This window comes from Anabaena sp. CCY 9910 (genome assembly GCF_963920875.1).
Classification (GTDB): domain Bacteria; phylum Cyanobacteriota; class Cyanobacteriia; order Cyanobacteriales; family Nostocaceae; genus Trichormus; species Trichormus variabilis.
In genome coordinates this window covers 15438-36322 of the sequence record NZ_CAWUDJ010000052.1, presented here as the reverse complement: position 1 = coordinate 36322, position 20885 = coordinate 15438, and the positions used below count along the sequence as shown (strand labels likewise).

At 40.7% G+C, this 20885-nt stretch carries 23 protein-coding genes; 14 read left to right on the top strand and 9 right to left on the bottom strand.

The features are described 5' to 3' along the window. Nucleotides 1-70: 70 nt before the first annotated feature. The 9 genes from ACM5QX_RS25915 to ACM5QX_RS25875 all read right to left on the bottom strand — a co-directional run bounded on the left by ACM5QX_RS25915 (nucleotide 71) and on the right by ACM5QX_RS25875 (nucleotide 4096). A complete protein-coding gene (locus ACM5QX_RS25915; protein WP_414756151.1) occupies nucleotides 71-637 on the bottom strand; it encodes a hypothetical protein in 567 nt (188 codons plus the stop codon). Between the two features lie 54 nt (nucleotides 638-691). Then, on the bottom strand, nucleotides 692-1297 hold the full coding sequence (locus ACM5QX_RS25910) for a hypothetical protein (RefSeq protein WP_414756150.1): 606 nt from the start codon (nucleotides 1295-1297) through the stop codon (nucleotides 692-694). Beyond that, a complete protein-coding gene (locus ACM5QX_RS25905) occupies nucleotides 1294-1689 on the bottom strand; it encodes a hypothetical protein (RefSeq protein WP_414756149.1) in 396 nt (131 codons plus the stop codon). Before ACM5QX_RS25905 ends, ACM5QX_RS25910 begins: the two co-directional genes overlap by 4 nt. After that, nucleotides 1677-2075, bottom strand: a complete 399-nt coding sequence (locus ACM5QX_RS25900; RefSeq protein ID WP_414756148.1) for a hypothetical protein — start codon at nucleotides 2073-2075, stop codon at nucleotides 1677-1679. Before ACM5QX_RS25900 ends, ACM5QX_RS25905 begins: the two co-directional genes overlap by 13 nt. Nucleotides 2076-2140: 65 nt before the next feature. Beyond that, entirely contained in the window at nucleotides 2141-2320 is a 180-nt protein-coding gene (locus ACM5QX_RS25895; protein WP_414756147.1) for a hypothetical protein, read from the bottom strand. A 7-nt stretch (nucleotides 2321-2327) separates the two neighbouring features. Beyond that, entirely contained in the window at nucleotides 2328-2594 is a 267-nt protein-coding gene (locus ACM5QX_RS25890) for a hypothetical protein (protein WP_414756146.1), read from the bottom strand. Beyond that, nucleotides 2594-2755 carry a hypothetical protein gene (locus tag ACM5QX_RS25885; RefSeq protein WP_190477480.1) on the bottom strand — a complete coding sequence of 54 codons (162 nt, stop codon included), beginning with the start codon at nucleotides 2753-2755 and terminating at the stop codon, nucleotides 2594-2596. The genes ACM5QX_RS25890 and ACM5QX_RS25885 overlap by 1 nt, the downstream gene beginning before the upstream one ends. Continuing rightward, nucleotides 2752-3162: a hypothetical protein gene (locus tag ACM5QX_RS25880; RefSeq protein ID WP_414756145.1), complete on the bottom strand. Its 411-nt coding sequence runs from the start codon at nucleotides 3160-3162 to the stop codon at nucleotides 2752-2754. The genes ACM5QX_RS25885 and ACM5QX_RS25880 overlap by 4 nt, the downstream gene beginning before the upstream one ends. 1 nt (nucleotide 3163) lies before the next feature. After that, complete coding sequence (locus ACM5QX_RS25875; RefSeq protein WP_414756144.1) at nucleotides 3164-4096, bottom strand: ParM/StbA family protein; 933 nt, start codon at nucleotides 4094-4096, stop codon at nucleotides 3164-3166. Between the two features lie 161 nt (nucleotides 4097-4257). On the opposite strand from ACM5QX_RS25875, the gene ACM5QX_RS25870 reads away from it, so the two are divergent. The 14 genes from ACM5QX_RS25870 (at nucleotide 4258) to ACM5QX_RS25805 (ending at nucleotide 20884) form a co-directional block, all read left to right on the top strand. Then, entirely contained in the window at nucleotides 4258-4422 is a 165-nt protein-coding gene (locus tag ACM5QX_RS25870; RefSeq protein ID WP_414756143.1) for a copy number control protein, read from the top strand. Nucleotides 4423-4758: 336 nt separating this feature from the next. Beyond that, nucleotides 4759-4977 (top strand): helix-turn-helix domain-containing protein, encoded by a 219-nt coding sequence (locus ACM5QX_RS25865; protein ID WP_414756142.1) that lies wholly within the window; start codon nucleotides 4759-4761, stop codon nucleotides 4975-4977. A gap of 76 nt (nucleotides 4978-5053) precedes the next feature. Then, nucleotides 5054-5296, top strand: coding sequence for a hypothetical protein (locus tag ACM5QX_RS25860; RefSeq protein ID WP_414756141.1), 243 nt, complete (start codon nucleotides 5054-5056; stop codon nucleotides 5294-5296). 1355 nt (nucleotides 5297-6651) lie between these two features. Further along, nucleotides 6652-8826, top strand: a complete 2175-nt coding sequence (locus tag ACM5QX_RS25855) for a hypothetical protein (protein ID WP_414756140.1) — start codon at nucleotides 6652-6654, stop codon at nucleotides 8824-8826. Between the two features lie 958 nt (nucleotides 8827-9784). Then, entirely contained in the window at nucleotides 9785-10279 is a 495-nt protein-coding gene (locus ACM5QX_RS25850; RefSeq protein WP_414756139.1) for a hypothetical protein, read from the top strand. Nucleotides 10280-10636: 357 nt separating this feature from the next. Further along, nucleotides 10637-13693, top strand: coding sequence for a helicase HerA domain-containing protein (locus ACM5QX_RS25845; RefSeq protein WP_414756138.1), 3057 nt, complete (start codon nucleotides 10637-10639; stop codon nucleotides 13691-13693). Then, nucleotides 13690-14250 carry a hypothetical protein gene (locus tag ACM5QX_RS25840; protein WP_414756137.1) on the top strand — a complete coding sequence of 187 codons (561 nt, stop codon included), beginning with the start codon at nucleotides 13690-13692 and terminating at the stop codon, nucleotides 14248-14250. Before ACM5QX_RS25845 ends, ACM5QX_RS25840 begins: the two co-directional genes overlap by 4 nt. Continuing rightward, nucleotides 14189-14947 (top strand): hypothetical protein, encoded by a 759-nt coding sequence (locus tag ACM5QX_RS25835; protein ID WP_414756136.1) that lies wholly within the window; start codon nucleotides 14189-14191, stop codon nucleotides 14945-14947. Before ACM5QX_RS25840 ends, ACM5QX_RS25835 begins: the two co-directional genes overlap by 62 nt. Continuing rightward, entirely contained in the window at nucleotides 14937-15989 is a 1053-nt protein-coding gene (locus tag ACM5QX_RS25830) for a type IV secretion system protein (protein WP_414756135.1), read from the top strand. The genes ACM5QX_RS25835 and ACM5QX_RS25830 overlap by 11 nt, the downstream gene beginning before the upstream one ends. Then, nucleotides 15986-16699 carry a hypothetical protein gene (locus ACM5QX_RS25825; RefSeq protein ID WP_414756134.1) on the top strand — a complete coding sequence of 238 codons (714 nt, stop codon included), beginning with the start codon at nucleotides 15986-15988 and terminating at the stop codon, nucleotides 16697-16699. Before ACM5QX_RS25830 ends, ACM5QX_RS25825 begins: the two co-directional genes overlap by 4 nt. Before the next feature lie 38 nt (nucleotides 16700-16737). Further along, nucleotides 16738-17103 carry a four helix bundle protein gene (locus ACM5QX_RS25820; RefSeq protein WP_414756133.1) on the top strand — a complete coding sequence of 122 codons (366 nt, stop codon included), beginning with the start codon at nucleotides 16738-16740 and terminating at the stop codon, nucleotides 17101-17103. A gap of 24 nt (nucleotides 17104-17127) precedes the next feature. Next, a complete protein-coding gene (locus tag ACM5QX_RS25815) occupies nucleotides 17128-18669 on the top strand; it encodes a hypothetical protein (RefSeq protein WP_414756132.1) in 1542 nt (513 codons plus the stop codon). After that, a complete protein-coding gene (locus ACM5QX_RS25810; protein WP_414756131.1) occupies nucleotides 18666-19685 on the top strand; it encodes a hypothetical protein in 1020 nt (339 codons plus the stop codon). Before ACM5QX_RS25815 ends, ACM5QX_RS25810 begins: the two co-directional genes overlap by 4 nt. Further along, the gene (locus tag ACM5QX_RS25805; RefSeq protein WP_414756130.1) at nucleotides 19685-20884 is read left to right on the top strand and encodes a hypothetical protein; all 1200 of its coding nucleotides are present in this window, start codon (nucleotides 19685-19687) and stop codon (nucleotides 20882-20884) included. The genes ACM5QX_RS25810 and ACM5QX_RS25805 overlap by 1 nt, the downstream gene beginning before the upstream one ends. Nucleotide 20885 lies beyond the last annotated feature (1 nt).

Here is a 20885-nt window from a genome sequence, read left to right as displayed (position 1 = left end):
GTGCCTCTCAAACCTTTATCTGGCTAAGTTTAGAGGCGTTTGTCGCCCCTTGAAGGTTTAACATCTTTCATCATCGCTTCTTCCGTAAAAATAAAAACAGTGCCAGGGCTGCACATACCCAAAACCCCAACAAGAAGCCGAAATGATTTTGACTAGGTTGCTCTATACCTTCAAACTCTCTCACCTGTTGGGTAAATACTTGAAAACTGCCACGGGCTATAGAGTCCATCTGTTGGGCATCCCCGGTTAACTTGTAAGAACTAGCAGCCAGCATCGCAGTACGAGTCACACCAATAGCCAACTTTTGACGATTGGTAATTTTGGGAATGAGACTATTTTCAAAACGCAAGTAGCAGAGGGTGGCAGCTACTGAAGCACCCACTGGTAAGCCAGCTACTACTGCCGGGAACAGTCCTACACAGCCTGCCAGATACAGCGATTGAGTTGAGATCAGTTGAAAACCAGCTAAAACTGCACCTTGGGCAATGCCACGAAAGATAGTGATAGAACTGTCAGTGGAGGCGATCGCCTGTTGTATGTGTTGAGAGTCGTATTCATCCCCGGTTAAAGATGTAGACGAATCATCAACAATCTCAGCATTGAAATAAATAGGCGTTTTCTCATTTTTGGTCAGCATTGGCCAAACCCTGTAAAGATTTATTCCCAAGGATGAACCTTGGGAATTTACTTGTTAGTCAATCAACCGTCTAAAAAAACCTTTGACACCGCGCATCGCGTTAGAACCGTGTCTGTGAATGTCCTTGAGAGTTTCTTTGGCTCGGTCTGCGGGTGAAAGTCCTTGCTGCTTGTCCTTTACCTGCTGCCAAACCTGAGATTGTGCCTTTGTTGCATCAATCTCAATCACTCTAAGGGCGGCGCGGTGCGATTCATTAAGCAGGTTGAGCGTCCGTCCATGCCGGAACTGTTCTTGGGCTAATTGATTGTCAGATGCAATAACTTTTTGCTGTAGTCCATAGCCCAAACGCGCATCGCTGGCTCTGACCTTTGACCAACCATCAGCCATTTTGTTGATGCTTGTACCTGCGGCGGTGAGAAATTGGGTTTCTTCAGCCATGACTGCCTCAGTTGCTTGTAACCCTTGGTTTAGGTTGCCGAATACAGCTTTGGCATTTTGGGCGCGTTGAGTTTGTTTGATTCGGAAATCTGCTACCTCTGCGGCGGCTGTCTCATTGCCGTCGAGTGCTTGAAATATAGTTTCTTGGCTGATGTTGGTTAAAGACTGTAAAGCAGCATAGGTGACAGGTGCATCCAGCTTGAGTTTTACGGTTCGGTTCATGGTTTACACTCCAAATTCATAGCAGTGCCATAGAGATACAAAGAATACCGTTCGTAGTCGTTGGCACGGAGAAAATGAGTGTGGAGAGGGCAAGCCAGAGGAGAAGCGATCTCTAGTGCTTCGCCACGCAAACTTTGCGTGGTGGCAAGCAGAGGGGCAGAGGTGCGGAGGGGCAGGGGGGAAACTTGTACAAATCTCTCCTCTGCTCCCACTAGCGAACCTGCCGACCACAAGACAGCATTTTTTGGTTGGCGAACTACTAGTTGTGTGTAGCCATCCCAAGACGGATCATCAATCTCAATCTTTGATGTGAGTTCAGGCAAATATCTACAAAAGCCGTTTGCTTCGTCACTAAGACAAATATAATTAATGACTACTTCTATGGTTCCCATGCTCCTAACTCCTTAAGTCTGTTAAAAATGTCACCAGCCTGCTGTTTAGTCCCACCATCAGCAATATCAGAGAGTGCTGTCTCATCTCCTTGGGCAAGTCTCCAAATAGTTTCGTCCGGTAGTTCTCCCCCAAAATTGCCTAAGAATTGTCCGTGAGTAAGAGGGTTTGGCGTTGAGTCGATGGTTTCAAATTGGTCATAAATTCCTCCAGATTGCAGGTATGGCAGTGCTTCTTGAATAATCTGCTGCTGCTGGTGAGTTCTGCCTAAGTCTGGTAAGAATGGACCATCGTTAGCCACAATAAATGCTGCTGACTGAGCTAATTCCTCTGGGCATCCGTTGTTAGTTAGCGCGTTCAAGGTTACAGAAAAGATGTTGTCGCTCATCTTGCTAAGATCCTTTATATTGATACCTGATGCTATTAGCAGGCGATTCGCATTACTGATTGCCGTTAGTGGGTGCGATCGCCTTTAATTTCACATTCCGATTTCAAACTATTGAAAAACTGATTCACATCACCCAACGTGACATCACAATCAAATTCCAAAGCTTGGTATTGTGGGTGTTGATGAATTTGTGAGAGCAATTCTTGGACTTGTACAACTAATTGAGGTAGTGATTGCCGACTCATATTCACCTCAAAATAAAGACAATTGCTGTGATTGTTGATTAGCTACACAACTATTTACAGATAAGCCTTCTACTGCATAACAACGAGTAGTTAAAGCCTTGTGATTCAGCTTGATATCTCCTTTCTTCTTCTCTCCAGCAAGAGGACGGAATGTATACTGTGGTGCTTTGAGCGTACCTGTTTTTTCTATGTATCGGTACAAAGTTCTATCTATTTGATAAACGCCAGACTCAATCAGTGATGCTGGGTCATCAATGCAAGTGAGATTTTGCATTAGCTTTCACTCCCACCTTTTAAAGAACGAACAAGAGTATCACCATAGTTAACTAACAGGATGGTGAATAGTTGTGAATATGTATTGATTCCTGTTTGCTCAATAATTTCTTTGGCTTTAGGTATGTGCTTCTCGTCCAAGACTACACGGGTCTGATTCATAACTTAAGACTCCTAACTAATAGCTGACCTTTCGGTTTTTCGGTCGTTTGTTCTGGTTGAGATATTTGTGGCGTTAATGCAAGATTTTCTGTTTCAATTTTTTGAATCTGAGGCAAAACATTCATCGTATTGCCTGCTAAATATTCACTAATCAAGAGATTTGTGGCAGAAGTGACGCTAATTCCTCTCTCGGTTGCATATTGAGACACCCAAGCTTGATGGCGTTCATCTAGTCTGACTTTGGGGTTAATTGTCCCAGTTTGGGGCAAGAATGACAGATTTAGATGCCATCGATGTTTGATTGCATCCAACAGCAGATTTACAGTGTCAGTCAGTTTGGAATAGTTAAGTGAAAGACGGACTCCTTCAACTTTGCTGGCGACTTGAGCCGCTAAACGTACTTGCATTTCACATAGCCAACAGTGCTTGAATATTTGACAATTGCGGATTGGCAGGAATGTAAAAGCCTTGCTTAGAACTCAGCTTTTGACGGACTAAATTAGCACATCCACCAATCAGCATCACGTTGGTAATGTCAGCGAGATAGTCATTTGCAGCTGTAGAAATGCTATCCATCAGGTTGTTAAACCAGTTTTCCAACAACCCTGGAAAGACTGAGCTAAAGTCATACTTACGCCCGTAGATGAAAGAAGCATCAGCAATGGCATCCATCATCTTCGCCACTTTAAAAGCAACGTTATCGCGCTTGGCGAAACTCTGCATTAAATCGCTATTGATAATGTCGTTAGCCAGAGAAACACCACCTACTTTCGGAATTGAACGCCGAGTGAGAACGTCCAAGGATGGAGTGATGACGACATAATTTGTTGTCCCGCCGCCGATATCAATAGCGAGTGTGTCGCCATCGGTATCAAGCTTGCCATTCCGGTAAGCATTAACTACAGCCACATCAGTCTCAAGGAAGAATTCAACGTTTTTAATTCGGTGTCTGTAGTTTGTGCCGTTGACAGTGATTTGATGGTCAGCAACTAGAGTTCGTCTGATAGTGTCTTCATGCCATTGAGAATGTTCTGGAACAAGAAACCGGACAATACCATCGAAATCTTGCCGTAATCCAGCTAGAGTAAACGGTTTAAAGAATTCTGGCAGGTCTTTACCCCTTTCTGCTGCCGTTTGTGAATTTTTCTGCTTTGTGGCGCGATCTCCAAGCACTAAAACCTTATCATCAAGTTTGACAGAAGGCGAACTATCCGTGTCCAGATCCCTGGCACTGGTGTAAGTCACATCTTGGAAGACTGAGCGCATCACGCGAGGTTTTTCACCTTTGAGAGCGGTGATACTGCTGTAGTTACCGATATCTGCACAGTAAATATTGATCACTTGCAATCTCCTAATAAAACTAGTAGCAGCCGTTTTAGGCTGTTGCTAACCGTTTTAGGTAATTATTTAGGCTGTAATATTTTGTTTGTTGACAAAAAGTGAAATTTTTAGTGATATGAAACCCACAAGGATAAATTAATAGAATGTTCTAGAGGTAAAACTTGAGTAAAAAAGAAAATGAACCAGTAGAGTTAAGGCTTTGTGTATCTAAAGATGTGAAAAATAAATTTAAGGGTGTTTGTGCTATGCAAGGACTAACTATGAGCGAAGTAATAGCTCAATTTATGCAAAATTACGTTAACCAGCAGCACAACAATAATCTTTGATCACTCTCGATATCCTTTAAAAGTTATTAAAAGTCATTGTTGGCTGTTGCTAAATTTTTCAAGTCTCTATATCGGTTGTGATTGCTTCGTTTACTTATTAATACAGATACTTACAGAGGTGTATTTCCTCAAAAGTACCTATCACGTCCTAGTTTTTATGGTTTCGTTATGAAATGTTCCTTTAACGTCTATTAGGAGTATAGCTAGTTAACTGACTAACTAGCAAGCTATTTAAGTATTTAAACATCTTATCTGTTTAATGATAAAATATCGATCAGCTTATACATTAGTTAACTAGCTGACTAGCTGCTATATTGAAGTGAAAGAGTTTGGTAAATGAAATTGATCTGTAAACTCAAAAATTTAATGGAAAAAGAAGGGATTAGCCAATTAGCACTCTCTCAAGCTACAGGACTAGCACCTGGTACGGTTGGAAAGCTGTATAGAAATCAAGTCAATAGGATAGACGAGAAAACAATTAAAGAAATTTGTAAATACTTTCGCCTGAAGACTGTTTCAGATTTATTTGAAATCGAATGGGAGGAAGGAGACTAGGTTAAGAAACCACAGCGTCCTGATTTACCAAACAAACCACCCATACCTTCATTTGCATTTTTGAGGACTACTCCCAATGACACCTGTAGCCACCCAAATCCCAATCACTGCAATCATTCCTATACTGACTGCTATCGGCGATCGCCAATGGCAGCAGTTTAAAGACTTAGAAGCAGATTTTGTGACTCAGCATGGAGTGGAAGTCTGGGAAGAAGTGTTTAATTTCCGCGTCTTACCTGCACTAGACAAGGATTCTAATCGTTGGTTGCTAGTTCATTGGTGTGGAGAAGGTATTAACTGGGTTAAAGATGTGGCTTAGTGAGCAGTGATCACCTACGGTTTGCGGAACGCGATCTCTGACTATTAAGTTTGTCAACAACAGCAAAGTTGACTCAATGCCCTCAAAAGACGTAGCTACAAGGAATAGGTTAATTGCGGTATGACTACAACAATCCCAAAACTACTTAGCATTTTAGGAGGGCTATTTAAAAAAGCGACCACTCCAAATAAGGAGCGATCGCTGTTTATATGCAATTGTTTAAATTTCCGTTTGGGTGTTTGTAAGTCTATAAGACAAGACAGACAAATCTGTTTTTATACAGTCGAACCGCTTTTCGTGTTACTCTAGCGAGAGTAAGTCTGCACGTAAAAGCAGTCAGTCATTACAAAGGAGGCAGTAACGACCAAAACAGCATATTTAGATAATCAGAATAGATGTGAGTCGTTGTAGAACAGTTTCGGTGGAATAAAGACTTGGCCGTCAAAACACCAAAATGCTCTAGACAAACGAGGACTCACCACTCGTAACCTACCTGTTGCCAATATTAGCACACAGGCGGGACACTTTATGCTTTTTTTTGGACAAATAGTAAAAAAAGCATCTACCGCTACAATTAATCCCCACTCTGAGTTAAAGCGGAGTATTGGCAAAAGATATTTAGCCAAAAGTAATTGAGGGATGATTTTCCGGCTAGATGCCTCGAAAATGAGGATAACGTCGTGAATAATAGATTTTTTCAATCAAGAACTGGAATTATTACCCTAAAAAGGACACAGAGGGCTGATTTCTGCTTTATTTACTATGCACAAGTTAGCGCCAAGGCTTACATCAGTCGCTCTTAAAGTTGTGTCAAGTAAGTAAAGAAAAGAAATCGGCTAGCTGCCCACATGCCAGACATATGTTTAGCGGTTAACAACTAACCGTCAAGATTTTATTTTTAAAAGCAATTTCAATGTAGCAATGTCTGGGTCATAAAGGCAAAATTAGTGCAACCTGATTCAGGTGCATCAACCCTCTAAAATTGACCATAAGAGTATCAGGCTAAGAATTTCAGCCATTTTCACCAGAAAAATTAATTTTTGAGCGAATGCGAAATTTTTGGTTTGTAGCAGTTGGTGACATTTGATATTAGCACCGCTAATGGAAGCTCTAAATGAGGGGATAGGGTGTAACAAGCAAGAAGGGCTGAAAGTATTAAATCAGTGAACAGTTATCACAGTTTCAGTCGGAGATTTGAACCCGACAGAAACAAGTCATTTTTAGAAATGGGGGACTCTAACTCCCAACGGAAAAATTAACTGATAACTGATAACTGATAACTGATACAAAGATACACCCCAAACCTCAAAAGTGTGGGTAGCTCCGATGAACCAATCATCATCGGAGAGAGAAAAATGGCAAAAGCCAAAACAAACAAAGCATTACAACCTGTATTAGAGCCATTAGAGCCATTAGGACAAAGGTTTATAAAATACTTCCATCACGGCTGGGGATTCATTTACGCCCCCACCCCAAAAAGTGGTGAACGCCCACAGTGGCAAACAGAAAACCGCTACCCGATACAGCCGCGCAACCTGTGGCAACAATACATAAACCCAGATGTCATGCTGGGACTGCGATTTGCCAAAGAAACGAACTACCTAGTAATAGACCTAGACAGCAAAAGCCAGCTACACCCATCAAACAGCCGAATAAAATACCAGGAACTACTAGCAAGCCTAGAAGAAATCGGCTTATGCAGACCGATACCGATACAATCAAGCGATAGTGGGGGACTGCACATATATTATTTCTTGGAAGAAAAACAACATTCATACACCCTAGCCTGTGCAATCAAGCAGACGTTAGAAGCAGCAGGATTCAAAATCAAAGGAGGAGAGTTAGAAATATTCCCCAACTGCAAAGTGTACAGCAAAGGCAACCCCAGTAACTTTAACGCCCATCGCTTACCCTTACAGACAGGCTCATACATACTAGATGATTGCCTAGAGCCGTGGTCAGACGACATAGAAGACTTCCTCAACGCCGCCGACTGGTCAGCGTCCGGGCAAGACTACGAAGCATTAGCCCAAGCACTAGTCGAAGCCAGTAATAAGAAAATTATAAAATTCCCGTACCGTCAGCGCAGTGCAGCAGAGCAATGGAAGCAAGACCTAGAACAACGCATATCTGAAGGATGGACAGGACAAGGACAGACAAACGAACTCCTCAAAGACATAGCGTGTTACGGCATAGTATTTCGCCAATTAAGCGGACAGACATTAGTAGATCATATAGTGATAACAGCCTGTCAATCCCCAGGATATGTAAACTGGTGTCGTCACCAACAAGAAATAGAACAAAGAGCCAGAGAATGGGCAAGGTGCTGTGAAGGATTCTATACCCCCTATGCAGGCATACCGCAAAGAGCAAACAGTTATAAAGAACAATTTGGCAAAGTAGATGAGAACAAAGTCATCAACCTGCACCCCAACGAACAACGGCAGCAAGAGACAATAGAGCGGATTCGTGCGATAGTCGCACAGCTAAAAGAAACGTTAACATTTCCAGAACGGACAAGCGATCGCGCGTTAGCAATAATAGCAGTATCAAAAGCCGAGTATGGCAAAGGAGTAAGCCAAACCACCCTACACAAAGCCATTTACCTACCCCTATGGCATCCCGACCACGAAGAAAGAACCGAAACAAAACAGCGTGTAAATGATTGTCCAGAGAGCAATACAGCGAATTTAATCACCCAAAAATACCCAGAAATACCAGACCCGTGGTTAGAAAAGTCAGATGCTGAAATTCAGACAGAACAAGAGATACAAGAGCAGATAGGGCAAATTTACACACCCCCCCAATATATGAAGGTTTTGTACAGAAGAACAGCTAAAGCGTTGCCACCAGCAACGCCAATAGCTGTTCTTCCTGAAGATCAAGAAAATTTTTTCAGCTGTAGTTCTAGCTCTAACGATATTTCTAATTCTTCAGATACCATTTCTGATTTTTCAGAGATTTCAAATCTTACCAATCATAAGCAAAACCAATGGGAGTTTTCCGGCGGCGAACTGATTGATGAAAATAAGCCAAACTTATCAAACGAAGAAGCGATCGCTGGTTTAGGCAATGCCGACGTATTAACAACCGCCAATAGCGATGTTGATAGCGTCTGTGAAAACACTTTACAGGGGGAAGATACTCCAGAAGACCAACCCTCTGTACCAGTTTCTATATCAACAACCACACAGCCGAACCTCGAAAGTGAAAATTCAGTATCGATTGCTGTAGAAGCGGATGAGCCATCTGAACAACCAACCTTTAGCCCAGAGGATTACCGTCAGGCAATCAGACTGAAACTTCAGGCTACTGCTCAAGCACGTCATTGGGTGAAATTATACTGCACCATAGAAAACTTATCTTTAATGCCCCAGGAGCGAATCAAGCTAGAACATCTGGCCATACGCCTGCTGATGCTAGAATCGCCATCGCAGATTTTACAACAGGAAGCACAGCAATGGCTCTCCAGTAACCCCTGTGACTTCGAGATAGCAGAGCGGTTAAAACAAAGCAAGTCGTGGAGATGATAAGTAACCGAAGAGGCGGAGGGGCAGGGAGCAGGGAGCAGGGGGAGTAATCCCTGCTCTCCTGCTTCTTTTGTTCTATTCGCCTTTGGAAGTACAGCAGATTTCACAAACTTTAACGAAATAGAACTCAGGAGTCAGGAGCCAGAATGAGCGCATGAATTCTGTGCGATTGGTGGATAAACAAACGGTGGAACACCGCACGAAATTGAAAATTTGGTGATCTTCCCTTCTCCTGTCAAAGACGCTACGCGAACAATTCCTGGTGGGTATGAATTCCCCACTTTCTTGTTCTGAGTTCTGAATTCTGGCGGATGTATTCTTCTTCAAAGTTTGTATAGAGAATAGTCAATGAAAGAACGCTCAACCATATTCTTCCGCGTGGGTATGAAAGCAGAAACTAATAAAGCCAATCGTACCCTTTTTAGAAAAGTGAGGGGACAAATTTGTTTGGACAGTCACAACAGTAGAACTATTAGTTGGGAATTGTGACTAAAATTAGCTTTTTTGAGATTTTCGTCCCAAAAAAGATATTTATGTCCTGAAAGTGGGAAATTTGACATCAAAGACTGTATTTTAATTGCAGAGTTCGCATAAAAGATGTTAAAAAGATAATATTAGTCCTAATAAAAGGGCTGTAACAAAAGTATATGAACCAGCTTAAAGTAAGATTTATTTGTGTAGGAATAAAAAATAAAGAGCGGTTTTTACATAATTGAAGTAACTTGTCAAGAGTTGTGAGTAATTACATCGTGATTTAAAGCAGTTTGAGTAGTAAATAAATATATAGGAAATTAAATTAATATTGCTAAAAATGTTTTGTTATAGTTAGTTGTAATAGAGTTTTTTTATTGTTCCTTTGCAGAATAATTTAGGTAAGTTGGTAAGAAAAGTTTATTTCTAGTAGTTGGAATTTGTAAAAGCAAAGGACAGTTAAGCAAATTCACCACTCCTCTTCCTTATGGAAAGAAAAATTTTCCCTTGGACTTTGGCTACGCTCAAAGCATCTACATCAGCAGTAGAGCGAGCAGATGATAGAGTAAGAAAAAATCAAGCTCAAAAAAGCTTATCAAAATCGTTTTTTCAAGTACGTTGGCAATTAGTTTCAGTCGGAACTACGCTTTTAATAGGATTGCAAACTAGAGCAGCTAGAGCAGATTCAATATTTAGCAACGCTCAAAAAGCAATGACCTGTGTGATTACTAGCGCCTCATCTGGTGGAACTATTAATAATGCAGTGTTGACTAGCTTGCCAATGATTCTGTTTACATCATTGACTATCGTTTTGTTTGGCTACTTCTGCTTCTCCGTTTATCAAGGAGTGGCTTCTTACGGTAGAGGAGAGGAAGTCAGTAACGTTATACAGCAGCCAATTTTCACTTTTATATCAGTGATATTGATTGTAGTATTCCAGTCATTGCTGTTTGGTGGTAACGCAGGCTGTACTAGGAGTTAAAGAATTGAGGATTCAGAACTAGCAAACATTAAATTTGGTGAGGGACTTAAACCCGGTTATCAAAACAGAATACATCCGTGACTGAGTCAGAATTCAGTTTGGGAATTTTGTATGACTGGTGGATGAATAAGTGGGTTTAAGTTCCTTACTCAATCCCTGATTTAGCGGCCTACTATTCGGGAAAACCCAAGGCGAATACTTAGTGGAGGATTTAGACCCACCACTGATTAATTCTGATTCTTGAATGCTGAATTCTTCAAAAATTAGTCCTTGATATAACTCATCCATAATCCTCTTTTTGATAAGGGGATATGGATACTGACGTGCATGAATTTTCTCAATAAATGCTGAAGCTCTATGAGAGAAGAAATCAGAAAAGTCAATCAGAGCTTAGGTGAAAGTCCAAAGTTTGGCCCATTTACAGGCAGACAGTTTGTAATTTTTGCAGGTATATTCTGTATAGTATTCGGACTGCTGTGCTTAATAATCGGGTTGGATATTTTTTGGGGTCTAGGCTTTGCATTTTGGTCTAGTTTCTCAGTAGCATTACTATCAGGAGATCAACCATACATTTACTGGTCTAAAGTTTATCCAATTGTGCCAAGATGGACGAGAGGGTATGCAACTTACACATCACCACAACTTAAGAAAAAAGTAGGTGCTAGAAAAGTAAAACTAACACGTTCATCAAAACCAAAAACTCTCAATCCGTTTGAGGATTGGTTAGATTTGACAACCATAGTCAGACTAAAAAAAGATGCTTACACAGTTGGAGCTTACCTGCTGAGTAAAAAGAATCTGACTGATAGTAATAATACCCTGCAATTAATTTTTGGATTCTCATGCACAGGGATTCATCCCCTGTTCAACTCAGAACAAGAAATAGAAGCGGTAGCTAGAGTTTTTGAAAATGGTTGTAAAGAAATCCCGCCAGGAGAAAAAATTACATTTAGATGGAGTTCCTTCTGTGACGATAGTGATGCTGAAGAGTATTTGATGCAGCGTATCAACAATTCATCCTCGTTAGAATGCGAATTTCTAGATTGGGGAAGACTAGCCAGGACACAAAAACTAACAAACCAGAGAGCGCGTAAGGACATCAAACTAAACATTTACTGGTCATTTACAGTAACCTCAGAAGCCCTAGAAACCTCAGACCCAGTAGACAAGTTTTTGGCGAAATTAGCCAACTTCGTACAAAGGAGGTTTACAGACTCAGGAGTGAATCAACTAACCAAAAAGCGATTCACTCAGATTTTAACCAAGGCATTGGAAGCCTCATTAAGATACCAACAGATTCTCACAGAAATGGGGTTAAATCCCCAACCCAAAACAGATAAAGACTTATGGCAAGAGCTTTGTAAAAACATCGGAGCAAAAACAGTAATCGCTCCCCATACCCTGGTATTTGATGAACAAGGTGTCAGAGAAGAAATCGACGAAAAAGCAGTATTTGATAAACCAATCGAAATTATCAACCAGCCACACTTAAGCTCAATCATCTTGAATAACGGAGTACCTTTTGCCGATAAACGCTGGGTATGTTTACCAACAGGAGAAAACAAGAAATTTGTGGGAGTAATGGTACTGACCCGCAAACCAGAAATCTTTGCCTCAACCAAACATCAAATTCGTTTCCTGTGGGATTTATTCTCACGCAACAATATTTTTGACGTAGAGATAATCACAGAATTCTCCCCGGCGGACAGAGGAATAACCCGTGCTGCCCAGCAAATGATTACCAAACGTTCCAGAGCATTGGACTTAAATGTGCAGCAGAAAAAATCAATAGATGTTTCTGCCCAAATCAATGTTGAGCGTTCCGTCGAAGCCCAAAGACAACTGTACACAGGAGATGTACCACTAAACTTGAGTTTGGTAGTCTTAGTTTACCGCGACACACCAGAAGAAATAGATGATGCCTGCCGATTAATTTCTGGTTATATATCACAACCCACAGAACTAACCCGTGAATCTGAATATGCGTGGCTAATCTGGTTGCAGACTTTGTTAATCAGGCTAGAACCAATACTGCTACGTCCATATAATCGGCGGCTAACATTTTTCGCCAGTGAAATCTTAGGACTGACAAATATAGTACAGAACAGTCCCGCAGACGAGCAAGGATTTGAGTTAATCGCCGATGAGAGTGATTCACCCCTTCATCTTGACTTATCAAAAACCAAAAATATCTTGATTTTGGGGACAACAGGCTCAGGAAAATCAGTTTTGGTATCATCCATCATCGGCGAGTGCCAAGCTCAAGACATGAGCGTCTTAATGATTGACCTGCCAAATGATGACGGGACAGGTACATTTGGAGACTACACACCTTATCACAACGGCTTTTACTTTGATATTTCCAAAGAATCCAATAATTTAGTGCAACCGTTGGACTTATCAAAAATCCCCCCAGATGAATGGGAAGATAGACTGCAAGCCCACAGAAATGATGTAAACTTGATTGTTCTTCAGTTAGTGTTGGGTTCTCAAACCTTTGATGGATTCCTATCCCAGACCATTGAGTCTTTAATACCACTAGGAACAAAAGCCTTTTATGATCATGCCGATATTCAACGGCGCTTTGCTAAAGCAAAGAAAGATGGGTTAGGTTCTGCGGCTTGGGACGATACACCAACACTCGCAGACATGGAACGCTTTTTTAGCAAAGAGCATATCAGCCTGGGCTATGAAGATGAAAACGTTGACAGAGCGCTGAACTACATTCGTCTACGCTTTCAGTATTGGAGAAATAGCAGCATCGGCAATGCCATCTGTCGTCCCTCCACCTTTGATACTGATGCCAAGCTCATCACTTTTGCACTGACCAACTTACAATCAAGCAAAGATGCCGAAGTGTTTGGGATGTCTGCATATATCGCCGCCTCCCGCCAATCCCTATCAGCACCCAATAGCGTTTTCTTCATGGATGAAGCCAGTGTATTGTTGAGGTTCGCGGCGTTATCGAGGTTAGTAGGGCGTAAATGTGCCACTGCCCGTAAAGGAGGCTGTCGAGTGATGCTGGCAGCACAAGATATTCTTTCCATCGCTAATTCAGAAGCAGGGGAGCAGATTTTACAAAATATGCCCTGCCGCTTAATTGGGCGGATAGTTCCTGGGGCAGCTAAAAGCTTTACCGAGCATTTAGGAATCCCAAAAGACATTATTGATAAAAATGAAAGTTTTCGTCCCAATATTAAACAGCTATACACACTGTGGTTGTTAGATTACAACAACAAGTATGTACGCTGCCGTTACTATCCTTCCTATGCAATGTTGGCGTTAGTTGCTAATAGCAGAGAAGAGCAAGCAGCCCGTGACAGATTTAAAAGGAAGTACCCAGACAAATTCAAATGGGTAGCCGAATTTGCTAACTACTATGTGGAATGTATTCAGCAAGGTAAGCCTCTATGAAAAAGTTGGAAATTGCTACGGGATTGGGACAATATAAAGTCTTGCTGGCGATTTTAGGAGTTGTAGGAGCAGGACTGTCATTTGAAATGTGGAAATGGAATCAACAGCAGCATGAAAAGTATATTGCTGAAAAGCAGAAGGCTTGTCAACAGTCCTTAGATATTGCTAATCAATATGTAGAAAACAATCGAATATTAAGAAATATTTATTATGCAGCCATAGCACAGGATACTTTCAAAGCGAAGATGAATCAACCAGGGATTAATACAGATTTTCAGGCTGATAAGCATTACATTTTGATGTATTCCAAATCAGCTTCTTTAATACCAGAACAGCCACGATACGAGGGAAGTTTATTTAGAAGATTGTCTAAGTTAACTGATAAACGTCCTCCTGAACCGTTAATGGTAACTGGTAAAAAACTGTTAGGAAATAAAGCAGAAGTAATATCTGCTTGCTCTCCTGTAACTTTCACAGTCTCATTGGAGAATTTATATGAAATTGCCCAGCCAATTGACATTACACCTTATCAGCCGCCATTTAGCAGTTTTTACTAGTTTAGTAGTTCTGTTTATTTTATTTTCCGCCTTACCTGCTCATGCAGGGTCTTCTTTTTTAGATCAACTTCAGCAAGTTATTGTTAGTTTACAGACATACATTGAACAACAAAAACAAGAATTTAGCCAGCAGTGGAAAGAATTAAACGGTGATTTAAGCGATGCTATCAGTTCTACAGTAGGAGATTTAGGAATACCAGATCCCTTAAAAGCAGGTAAAAAAATTAAGGTAATTATTCAACAGCAGGATACTGATTTAGTTGAAACTGACTCTCAAACTCAAGGCGAAAATGCTCAAAGAAACTGGCATCAATTTTATAGTTATGGTCTTTCTCAATCAGTTCTAGGTAGAGAAGGACAAAAGACTCAGGCACAAGAAGCCGAAATGAGTAATGAAGCATTAGGAACATCATCTAATAATGCTGATGCAGTACAAAATGATGTCATTACTCAAGACATCTTAAAAAAGATGGCAGTACAGAATTTGCAAACAACCATTATTACTAAATCGATTCACAGCGAATCACAAAAACAGACTAGAGCCTTATCAGCAGCCAATATCAATTTGAGTGACATTTCCAGTAGGTTAGATGAGCAAGCTAGAAAAGAACAAGCTAATAGTAATTCAAGTGCCAAACAAATTATAGGTACGGCTGCTTTCGCTGATGCTTTTTGGGAACAGAACAATGCTAAATAATTTAACTAATTTCTTGTATTTACTAGCAGTGACCGGAGATACCAATGCAGAAGATATAGTAGATGGTGCTATTAACGGCTCTCGCATGGTTGTATCTTCATTTAATCAAGATTGGCAAGATTTAGCTAGTGGAAATAGTGAAGTTTTCAAAGCAGTAGTAGCTGTATCTGCTTTATGTGGAGTTGTATTTGTTTCCTTCTGGTCGTTAAGTTGGTACTCTAGGTTAACTCAGGAAGGATTTAGTAATGAAGTTATAAACGAGATGGTCTATCCATTATTAGTCTGTTTAATGTTGACAGTTAATAATGGGCAGTTACTAGCGAGTACATCTCTAATGTTTCGTAATGTAGCAGTTGGTTTAAATGACAAAGTATTAAGTATTACGCGAAATGGCATTACTTTAAGAGATGCTATTCGTACCGCCAATATGGATCAGGCATTTGCACTTTCAGCCCAAGCACAAATGCAGGAGTGTGTACAGAAACCTACAGAAGCAAAAGATGAACAAGGGAACATAATAAATCCACAAGATATTTGTAAAGAAGAGAAAATCAAGCAAATCAAAAAAAATGCCCAAGAGTATAAAGAAAAATATGGATTACCATCCTATTCAAATAGTTGGAATCCATTAGATATAGCTGGGCAGACTATTAATTCAATGGTGCAAGCCTTGTCATGGATTATATTTAGTGGTTTACAAGCAGCCTTTCAATATGTGGTGCAAGTAGCATTCCTACTAAATGCCTACATCGCCCCTATCTTTCTAGTATTGTCACTTTTTCCCTTTGGAGCTAAACCAATCTATGCTTGGGTTTCAGGATGGTTATCATTGACTTTAGTATTAATGTCATACTCCATTGTTTGTGGAATTGCTGCCAGCGCAATAGTGAATGCTAGTAATAATAATCCCTTGTTCTTACAGCTAGTACAAGCAATTTTATCTCCAATTCTGGCATTAGCAATTGGTTCTGGAGGAGGGATGGCGGCTTTTTCCTGTTTCTCTAGTAGTGGCAGGTTAGTCTCAGGGAGGGTATTTAGATGAGATTACTAGATAAAAGGGAAATAAATTTTGCCCCTTTACTATCAATAGGACAGACCATAGTTTTAATATTTGTTTTTTTAATCAGCATAGCTAATTCAGGTAGATTAGGTAAAATTGCCAGTAGTAAGCCAACTCTAGTCGAACTGCAAGATGGAACATCTATTAGAGCGATTCCAATCGGAGAGAAAGAGCGTACTGACAAAGCAATTATGGATTTTGTGGGTCGGACAATGATGAATTTGATGAGTTGGAATGCTTTACCAAAATCATCAGATGAAAATCTAGATCCAAGAAATCTAAAGCTTGATACTGGTGTACAGATAGCTGATAAAAAACTAACTACAAATACCTGGGGTGCAGGGTTTGCATTATCAGAAGATTTTCGCGCTAGTTTTTTAAGAGAAATAGCCGGATTGACACCATCTGATGTATTTACTGGTGATACACAATCAGCCTTATTAGTGCGTTATTTGACACCTCCTGAAAAAATATCAGAAGGGAAATGGCGAGTAGATATGGTAGCTAACTTGGTTGTCTTTAAAGGAAAAGACCAATCAGGTCAGGCAATTGGTTTTAACAAAACAGTTTTCGTCAGAGCAATTGATACCCCACCATTACCAAATAATCCTTCAGAACAACTGTTAGCTGCTTACAATGCGCGAAAAGCGGGAATGGAAGTGTACCGTATTCAAGATTTAGATTTAAGGTAAGAATGAATTCAGGAGTCAGAATTCAGGAGTCAGAATAAATGAGACAACCTGCAAAAACATTTCAAGATTTGATAGTTTGGCAGAAAGCTCATCAGTTCGTTTTATCAGTTTATAGATTTACAGGTGAATTTCCTAAATCAGAAATGTATGGACTAACTTCTCAATTTAGAAGAGCAGCAGTATCCATTCCCGCGAATATAGCTGAAGGATTTAAAAAAAAAGGAGTAGCAGACAAAGCAAGATTTATGAACATTGCACAAGGTTCTTTAGAAGAATGCCGATACTACTTAATACTTTCGCGTGACCTGGAATATGGCGATACTTCACAGTTAATGTTCCAGATTGAAGAAGTCAGTAGGCTATTAACTAGCTATACGAATTCTATTCTGAATTCTGACTTCTGAATACTGAATTCTTAGAGGTGCTTTATGTCGAATCAAGTTGCAGAGCAGCCTAACTCTAAAGCTACTACCAGCAATGGTAATCGTAGCCAAGAATTTGCACAGATGAATGGCGCAGAGATGAAAGCTGATTCAACAACATCGGCAGAATCAACAGTCAATGCACCACAAAGTGAGCCAGAGGAAGTTGTTACTACTCGTCCAGTAGCTGGACATCCTTTATTAAAAGGACTAACAATCTCCGGTGGAGTTTTACTGTTAGTTCTCAGTTTTGCAACGATGATTGGCACACTAACAGGAGCTTTAAATTCATCCAGCAATAATCAAAGTGAACAAAACACAAAAACTACTCCAGAGGTTAAACCAGACAACGAAGAAAATGAGAAAGGAGAGCTAAAAACAGCGATCGCTATCACTTCTCAAAAAGGCGAATTACAAGCCATTAGTAAAAAAGATCATGGGGATGTATCACCTACACCATCACCAACAACCATCCCTACAACTACTGCCGTTACTGTGAGAACTCAGCCAATACCAAGGCAATCAACAACTTACCAAGTGCCACCGCCCCCTGCTCCCGTAACTAGACCAAGTAGAAGCTATCAAGCCGCTTATACACCTAGACAGCCGTTCTCTCCTGCCCCTATCTCTGTACCCCCTGCCTCTCAGCCGAAACCTGTAACCGTCAGACCTAATGTTAGCAGTTCCCAGCCATTACCTTTGGTGAGAACCACCCCCAAAGACCCGATGCAGGAATGGTTAGCAGCAGCGAATGTAGGAAATTACTCCTCTAGCGACTCTAGTAATGGTGAATCAAACTATGAACAACCAGATTTAAAAAATGCCCAAGTAGAGGGAGGTACAGGAGTTAGACCAGTCAGTGCTTCTTACCCAAATCCAGATTCGTCTCAACCACCAATTAATTATGATGGCAAACGGGTACTAGTGGGAACTCGTGCCGCCGGAGTGATGGAAACTCCCATTGCTTGGGTAGGTAGTAGCGTCAGTAATCAGCAGGAAGGGCAGACTTCTTTAATTAGGCTCTCCCAACCCTTGAAAGCATTTGATGGAGAGGAAGTTTTACCCAAAGGTGCTTATATTGTTGCTGTTGTTAACCCAACGAATTCAGAAATAGCCCAAATGACGGCGATAGCTGCACTGGTTAATAGTGGTGGCACAACACAAGAAAGACAATTGCCAGCAAATTCTATTTTGGTATTAGGTCAGAACGGGAATTTACTAAAAGCTAAATCGCGTAAAGGTGGTAATAATTTAGGCTCTTCACTCATGGCATCCTTACTATCTGGTTTATCTAAGGTAGCGGAAATTCAAAATCGAGCTAATTCAGAGACAACAATTAGTTCATTAGGTACGACCACTACCACTACAAATAACGGTGAAAAAGATTTAGTAGCTGGTTTTGCTCAAGGTAGTATCAATGAAATTTTAGACAGGATGAAAAACTCAAACGAGCGGCAAATACAAGGGCTACATCAGCAACAACAAGTTTTTGTAATTGAAGCAGGACAGCAAGTACAAGTTTTTGTAAATCATTCTATTTCGATATGAAAAGTTTAGCTATTTTACTGGCAACTACGTTAGTTATCGGTGGTAATATTGGCATATCTTCAGCATTACCACCAGCCAGAAATGTGTATTCACAGGATGCTCAAGGAAGCAATAGTAGAGGAATTGATTTAAAAGTATGGAGTGGTTATGGATTAACCATTAACTTCATCCCTACAGGTGAAACAATCAAACAAGTCTGGCTAGGAGATCCATCACGTTTTGCCCTAACTTCAAATGGCGGCTTATGTCAACGTGGGGTATCAAATGATGAGAATTGCGGGACTGGAGGAGCTACAGTTTTATTTTTGAGGCAGATAAAACCGATTAGTTTCCCATCTTTAACTTCTAGTCAAGATGGCAGTACAGTAATTACAGTAATTACTGCTAGTGCTGAAGGTCAAAAACACTATCAATTCAAGTTAACACCGGCTGGAGGTAAACCAGAATACACAGCCCTAATTATTAAACCGGACTCTGACAGACCCAGGACTCTGTTAGTAGAAAAACCACCTGTAACTGCAATTAGTTCTCGACCAGTGCCAAGTTCTGGGAGTAGGAGCGGAGGGGCAGGGGAGCAGAGGGGCAGGGGAGTAGGGGAAGCAGGGGGAGTCCGGGAGCGGAAGAGTAGGGGAGGTGAACAAGTGGTCAACAATAACTTTCTTAATGCCCCAGACTCAAGAGTTTCGACAGCTGCAAAAATTAATCCTCATCAAAATTTATCACGGCGAACTACTAATAAACCTGTAGAAGGAACCCCTGAAAGCAAAGTAAATCTATCAGCAACCAATTCTCTACAAGTAGGTACGGCATTAAAAAGAAATGATGCTAATGCTGTGGCTTATGGATTAGGGGTAGCTGTTAGTAACGGTGTAGTTAAACCTAAGTCTGGAGAATGGCGTAAAGCACAAGATACTATCCGCTTACTCAGAAGGGGTAAAGCGAGAGACGAAGCTATTAAATTATCAGGTATTCCCCAAGAACTCTTCAATAAATTAATCCAATGGGGGCAAAACTAATGATTTTGAAGAAAGCTATTTTATCAATAGTATCTACGTCTTTACTTGCTGTGTCATTGTTAGAATTGCCAAGGGCAGCAGTGGCAGAAATTCCCACAGTTACTTACACATCAGGTAAATATCAACTAAAATCTCCCGATTGGTCGAAAATAAGCTGGAGTAGCTTAAATCCAGTTCAGGAGCCAGGATATATCAATATAACTCCAGATATTGCTAGTAAATTAGGCTATAACCCCTCCCGTTCTTGGTCAGCCGGACAGGATATTGATTCTGTAATTATGTTAGGGGATGTGGATGAAGCCTTTGCACAAAGTCAATTCACATTACAAATGATAGCTTCAAGAAGTGCCAACCAAAATAATCAATTGACATTAGAAGATTTTGGATTGATGAAGTGGCAAACTATAGGGTCTTTAGTCAAAGCGATTCCTAGCCTAAGAAATATTAATGTTAGGAGAATTAAACCGATTCAGGACTTACTGCAAAAAGCCGGAATTTATACAGGCGGGACACTTTCACAAGCCTTAAATTACAACACTAAAGTAAGTAAACTTTCATTAAGTCAATTAGATTTGAGCAAATATGCGTTAACCTCAATCCCCAAATTGACGGAAACAAGAATCAGTAAATTTCAAAACTGGCAGCAAAGTTTTATTAATCAAGTGCCACTTTTAAATAAAGTCCCCTTTGACAAAATGCCTCAGACAATTAACTCTGGGCTTGATGTAGTAGGTATAGCCTCTGTGGTTCTAGGAAAATCGGAGCGTGGGGATTCAAGGGCAAGAGAGAATTACTTTGTGTCTGGTAAAGTCACTCGTTCTGATAAAACTGTTGTTGTCGCCTGTGGAGTAGGTCAAGAGTGTCCTTATTTGGAATTGGGGGATGTCGCCGGACAGCAAGGCAACCTCTACGGTAAGCGTTGGGCTTCTGGCTCCTCACAACAAGTAGACGGTGGTTTTGGCATATTGCAACGTGTCAACGGAGGTAAAGAACCTACAGGAAGGCTAGTTTATGGTTCAGGTTTCAAAGTTGTGCTTACGAGTGTAAATGAATCCACAGGTACAGCTAATTTCGGGCTATTCTTTCGGATCTGCATGAACTTCTTCTTAGGTGGAAAATCCTGCACTCCCTACTTTATTGGGCCAGTCCCTTGGGTTCCAGTTCAAGAGAATGATTTAGTCATTCTCGGTAGGGGGTAGC